The organism is Kitasatospora sp. NPDC001225 (assembly GCF_053597855.1).
Window position 1 is genome coordinate 1 of record NZ_JBSFJC010000263.1, and the last position, 4,891, is coordinate 4,891.

General features: G+C 75.5%; 6 protein-coding genes and 1 pseudogene. All 7 read right to left on the minus strand.

What is annotated here, in order from left to right; genetic code table 11:
• Positions 1–36 precede the first annotated feature (36 nt).
• A complete protein-coding gene (locus tag ACWDCZ_RS38695; protein ID WP_449818401.1) occupies positions 37–858 on the minus strand; it encodes a DUF4253 domain-containing protein in 822 nt (273 codons plus the stop codon).
• A gap of 51 nt (positions 859–909) precedes the next feature.
• A complete protein-coding gene (locus tag ACWDCZ_RS38700; RefSeq protein WP_449818402.1) occupies positions 910–1,917 on the minus strand; it encodes an aldo/keto reductase in 1,008 nt (335 codons plus the stop codon).
• Between the two features lie 65 nt (positions 1,918–1,982).
• Positions 1,983–2,891 carry a S1 family peptidase gene (locus ACWDCZ_RS38705; protein WP_449818403.1) on the minus strand — a complete coding sequence of 303 codons (909 nt, stop codon included), beginning with the start codon at positions 2,889–2,891 and terminating at the stop codon, positions 1,983–1,985.
• 124 nt (positions 2,892–3,015) lie between these two features.
• Positions 3,016–3,411, minus strand: coding sequence for a hypothetical protein (locus ACWDCZ_RS38710; RefSeq protein ID WP_449818404.1), 396 nt, complete (start codon positions 3,409–3,411; stop codon positions 3,016–3,018).
• Between the two features lie 351 nt (positions 3,412–3,762).
• Entirely contained in the window at positions 3,763–3,972 is a 210-nt protein-coding gene (locus ACWDCZ_RS38715) for a cold-shock protein (protein ID WP_049660537.1), read from the minus strand.
• A gap of 300 nt (positions 3,973–4,272) precedes the next feature.
• Positions 4,273–4,683, minus strand: a complete 411-nt coding sequence (locus ACWDCZ_RS38720; protein WP_380671565.1) for a sigma factor-like helix-turn-helix DNA-binding protein — start codon at positions 4,681–4,683, stop codon at positions 4,273–4,275.
• A 20-nt stretch (positions 4,684–4,703) separates the two neighbouring features.
• Positions 4,704–4,891: pseudogene (locus tag ACWDCZ_RS38725) on the minus strand (hypothetical protein); the annotation flags it as partial.

Below are 4,891 nucleotides of genomic sequence, written 5' to 3' on the forward strand. Positions count from 1 at the left end.
GTTGAACACCCCGGCCCCGTACCCCCCGAGGTCAGGTCAGTCCCACCAGAAGGACCACTGGTGGGCGTCCACCAGCTGTTCGGCGTAGGCGGTGAGGGTGCCGGTGCCCTGGAAGACGAGGTCGGGGCAGAAGGCGGTGTGCTCGGCGGCCAGCGGGAGCGCCTCGGCGAGCGTGGCGGGCGGCACGGGGACGCTCAACTCCAGGGTGGCGAAGCCGACTTCGACCACCTGGGCGCCGAAGCGGCGTTCCCAGTCGGCGAGCACGGCGGCGATCCTGCCAGTGCCGGCGTGGTTCGCCGGGCCGCCCCAGCCGCAGACCGTCAGCGCCTCGGCGCCGCTGCCGGCCCGCACCAGGCCGAGGCGGACGTCCTTGACGGAGCCCAGCACCTCGGCCAGTTCCCGGGCCTCGGTGCCGGCGGCGCCGTCGGGCACGGTGGCGGCGGTGGCGGGGCCGGGCCAGGTGCGGCCGTAGGGGGCCAGGGCCTCGTCCAGGATCCCGGCGTCCTCGCTCACGTCCTCGCTCACGTCCTCGTCCTCGTCCTCGTCGACCTGCCTCCACCAGCCGCGCAGCAGCGCCTGCGGGTCGTAGCGGGAGGGCTCGGAGGCCTCGGCCGGGTACAGCTCGCCGGACAGCCAGGGCCGGTAGTCGTCGTCGCGGTCCAGCGGGCTGAGCAGCAGCGGCCACAGGCCGGTCTGCGGGTGGGCGCGGTGCAGCTGCCGCCACAGCCCGGCGGGCGCGGGGTCGTCGCTGATCCACAGCAGCGGCTCCCGCCCGTCCTCCTCGGTGACCAGCCGGCCGGGCGGCAGGTCGACGGGCAGGGCGGCGAGGGCGGCGGCGAGGTCCGGGTACTCGGTCATGCGGCCCACCGTAGGGGCGGGCACCGACAGCGCCCGGCGGCGGGCGCCCCGTCAGGACCAGGGCAGTGCGGCCCGTGTGCGCCAGTACGCCTCGGCGGGCTCGGCCATGGGCGCGAGGGCGGCGAGGTCCTCGGGGGTGGGGCGCAGGTGGGTGGCGGCGAGGTTGGAGGTGAGCTGGTCGGGGGTGGCGGCGCCGGAGAGGACGGTGTCGGCCCAGGGCTGGGCGGCGGCCACGGCCAGGGCGAGGGCGTCGGCGGTCGCGCCGGTGTGCTGTGCGAGGGTGCGCAGGGCGGTGGTGTCGGGACCGGTGGCGTTGCGGCCGGCCAGGCGGCCGTTGGCCATGGCCTCCTTGACCACGACGAGCCAGCCGGCCGCGTGGGCCTCGGCGAGGGCGGGGGCGGCGGAGGTCTCCAACAGGTTCCAGGTGGCCTGGACGGCGGTGAACAGCGGGCGGCCGTCGGCGGTGACGGCGAGGGCCCGGCGGATGGTGCCGGCCTGGGCGGGGCCGCTGGTGGACAGGCCGACCCGCACGCCGTCGGCGGCGAGGGCGGCGAGGCGCCGGTGCAGGGCGGGGTCGGTGAGGGCGGGGCTGTCGGGGGTGACGGAGTGGACGAGGTAGACGTCCAGGTGGTCGCCGAGCAGGGCGCGGGTCTCGCGGATCTGGCGGTCGTAGACGGCCGTCGAGTGTTCCTTGACCTCGTGCGCGGCGACTCCGCTGGTCCGCCAGTCGGCGGTGTAGGTGTAGCCCCACTTGCTGCCGACCGTCACCTCGGCGGCGGCCCGGGGGTGTTCGGCGAGCCACTGGCCGAGGAACTCCTCGGCGCGGCCGTAGGAGCGGGCGGTGTCGAGGTAGCGGACGCCGGCGGCGTACGCGGCGTCGAGCAGGGTGTGGGTGCGGGCGCGCAGGGCGTCGACGGTGCGGTCGGCGGGCAGGTCGGTGTCGCGCCCGAGGTTGATGTAGCCGGGCCGGCCGACGGCCGCCGTGCCCAGGCCGAGGCGCGCGGGGTGCGGGCGCGCGGCGGAGGCGGGGGTTGCGGTGGCGGCGGGGTCGGTCGGCATGGCGGGCTCTCCTCGGGCGCGACGGTTCTCACCTGGGACTTTAGCCGCGTGGTGGTGCCGGGCCGTCAGCCGGCGGCGATGGTGGCGCGGATCCAGGGGGCGTAGGCGGGCACGTCGGTGTACAGGCCGGGGCCGCCCGCGCAGGGCACGCCGGGGGCGCCGGGGGCGCCGGGGCCGGAGGTGGCGCCGACCAGTTCCCAGCGGCCGCCGCGGCCGCGCTGGATCTGGGGGCCGCCGGAGTCGCCGAAGCAGGCCATGGCCTGCGGGACGCGGCTGAGCGTGCACAGGCGGGTGGGGTCGGCGTAGCCGGGGGCGCAGTCGGCCGGTGCGCCGATGCGGCTGGGCAGTTCCTGGAGGCGGTCGGGGAAGACCATCTGCTGGTAGTCCTGGGTGTCGACGACGGTGCCGAAGCCGAGCAGCCGGGTGGGGGTGCCGGGGGTTCCGGGGTGGTCGGCGATGCGGATGGGCTGCCCGGCGGCGGGGCGGTCCAGGCGGACGAGGGCGAGGTCGTCGTGGTTGGGGCGGGTGGCGCCGTCGCCGAAGCCGAATCCGGGGTGGACGACGACGCGCTCGACGTTCCGTACGCTGCCGCCGCTGTCGCGGTGGGCGCTGCCGATGCGCACGGTGCCCTTGAGGGTGACGCCGGTGTCCTCGGTGCCCACCACGCAGTGGGCGGCGGTCAGCACCCACTGGCGGTCGATCAGGGTGCCGCCGCAGGCGCCGTCGGCGAGTTGCTTCGCGCTCAGCGGGAGGGTGGCCATGAAGGGGTAACGCTCGGTGGAGTCACGGCCGTTGACGATCGCGGAGGCGCTGCCGCTCATGGCGGTGGCGCCCAGCGCGGCGGCCAGGGCGGCGACGGCGGCGATCCGGGCGCCGCGGCGGCGGGAGGCGGGCTCGCCGGCGGTCGTACGGGCGGCGGTGGTACGGGTGGCGGTGGTACGGGTGGCGGTGCGGACGGTCGTGCGGAACGACACGGGTGACGGCCTTTCGGTCGGTCGGCTGGTGCGGATACGACCAGTCAACTCGGCGCCCGCCCGCCGCAACACCCGGCCAGCGGGCCGCTCCGGCCTGGGGGTAGCCCCCGGACCCGCCGTCGGGCTACCGGGTGGCCCGCCCGTACTCCCCCGGCGACGGCGACGGCAGCGGGGGGACGACGCCGGTCGGGGCGACGCTCTGCTCCAGGCGCAGCACGAAGTTGACGTAGCCGAGCGGCTTGCCCGGCCAGTGGCGGTCGTTGCTGGTGAGCAACTGGCTGCGCAGGCCGTCGTGTTCGGTGACCGGTCCGGGGGTGGTGCGCAGGTTGGGCTGCCAGGTGCGGCCCCACGGGCGGTGTTCCAGGGACAGCGTCCAGCTCTCCTCGTCGACCGCGATCGTGGCGCCGACCCGCCCTGGCAGCACCCGCAGTCCGTACGCGCCGCGCACGACCGCCCGCTGGTCGAAGTCGGCGCTCGTGCCGACCACGGTGATCCGCCATGCGCCGTGGAACCTGAGCACGCCTGCCTCCTCGCGCCGCGGCGCCCGCTCCGGCAGCGGGCGCCCCGTCCACGTCTACGGTCCCGGTCCGCCGTCGGGCTCACCCCGGGGCGGGCGCGACCGCCGGCTTCTGCACGGGACGGTCGGCGGAGGGCGGGAAGGCGTGGACCGGTTCGCGTCGGCGGGTCCGGCACGTACGGCGGATCCGGCGCGTGGGTGGATTCCCTCATGCCCGTTTTATTCCGGTTCGCGAAGTCCGCGAATAAGGAAAACGGTCGGCGACGGCGGGCGGACATGGGCCGGGGCCCGTACCGCCTGTGCGGTACGGGCCCCGGTTCCCTCTACGATTCGAGAATCGTGCGGCGGGAAATGTCAGAGAGCGACGGGGCGGATGTTCTCCGCCTGGAGGCCCTTCTGGCCCTGCGTGACGTCGTACTCGACCTTCTGGCCCTCGAGCAGCTCACGGAAGCCCGAGGCGTTGATGTTCGAGTAGTGGGCGAACACGTCCGGGCCGCCGTCTTCCTGCTGGATGAAGCCGAAGCCCTTTTCCCCGTTGAACCACTTCACGGTGCCGAAAGCCATGGGAAATTCTCCTTCTAAGGCGCTGTAGACCGCACTGCGCGGGCTACTCGTCGCCGCACTGATGACCCGCCGGGATCTCAGAAAAAAAATACGCCTGCGATGGGAATCAGCAGGCGCACACAGAGTTCATGGGAACCAAAACTGCAACTCCTACGACCGTAACAGGCCTCGGGCCGAAACGGGAATTCTCACGGCGCTCTTCTTCGGCGCACCGGTGACCTCCGGGTGCGCCGCCGGCCGTACGGGCCGGCCCGGCCCGGCCCCGGGCGCCGCACGGCGGGGCACCCCGGGCGGGGCCGCTCAGCGGCGGGCGGCCGCCAGGGAGCGGAGCTGGACGTGGACGGCGGCGGGCTCGGTGCCGGTGAGGGCGGCGACCTCGGCGGCGGACAGGTCGAGGACCAGGTGCAGCAGCAGGACGTCCTGCTGGGCGGCGGTGAGGTGGGCGACCGGGCCCAGCGGCCGGGGGCCGGCCAGGGCGCAGACGCGGCGGCGCACCGCCTGCCAGGCGCAGGCGGCCGGGCTGGCGGTGGCCAGGGCGTCGAGCCAGTGGCCGCCGAGCTCCTCGAAGGCGGCGCGGACGGCCAGGGGCGCGTCGGCGGGCGACAGGAGCAGCGCGGCGTAGTCCAGGTAGTGGCGCAGGTGGAGGTCGTGCAGCGCCCACAGGCCCAGGGCGGGCCCGGGGGCGGCCGGGCGGCGTGGTGGTGTCGGCATGGTGGTGTCCCGAGGTTTCCCTAGGTGTCCCGAGGTTCCCGCAGGTGGTGCGGGCGGGTGCCGGTCCGCGGGCGGATGCCGGCCCGCGACGGGGACGCGGGCGGGTGCCCGTCCGTATGCCCGGCATCCTCCCGAACGTGCTTGAGATGGCGCCACTTCGGCAGTCCGTCCATGTACGCCCAGGAGAGCCGGTGGTGCTCGGTGGGGC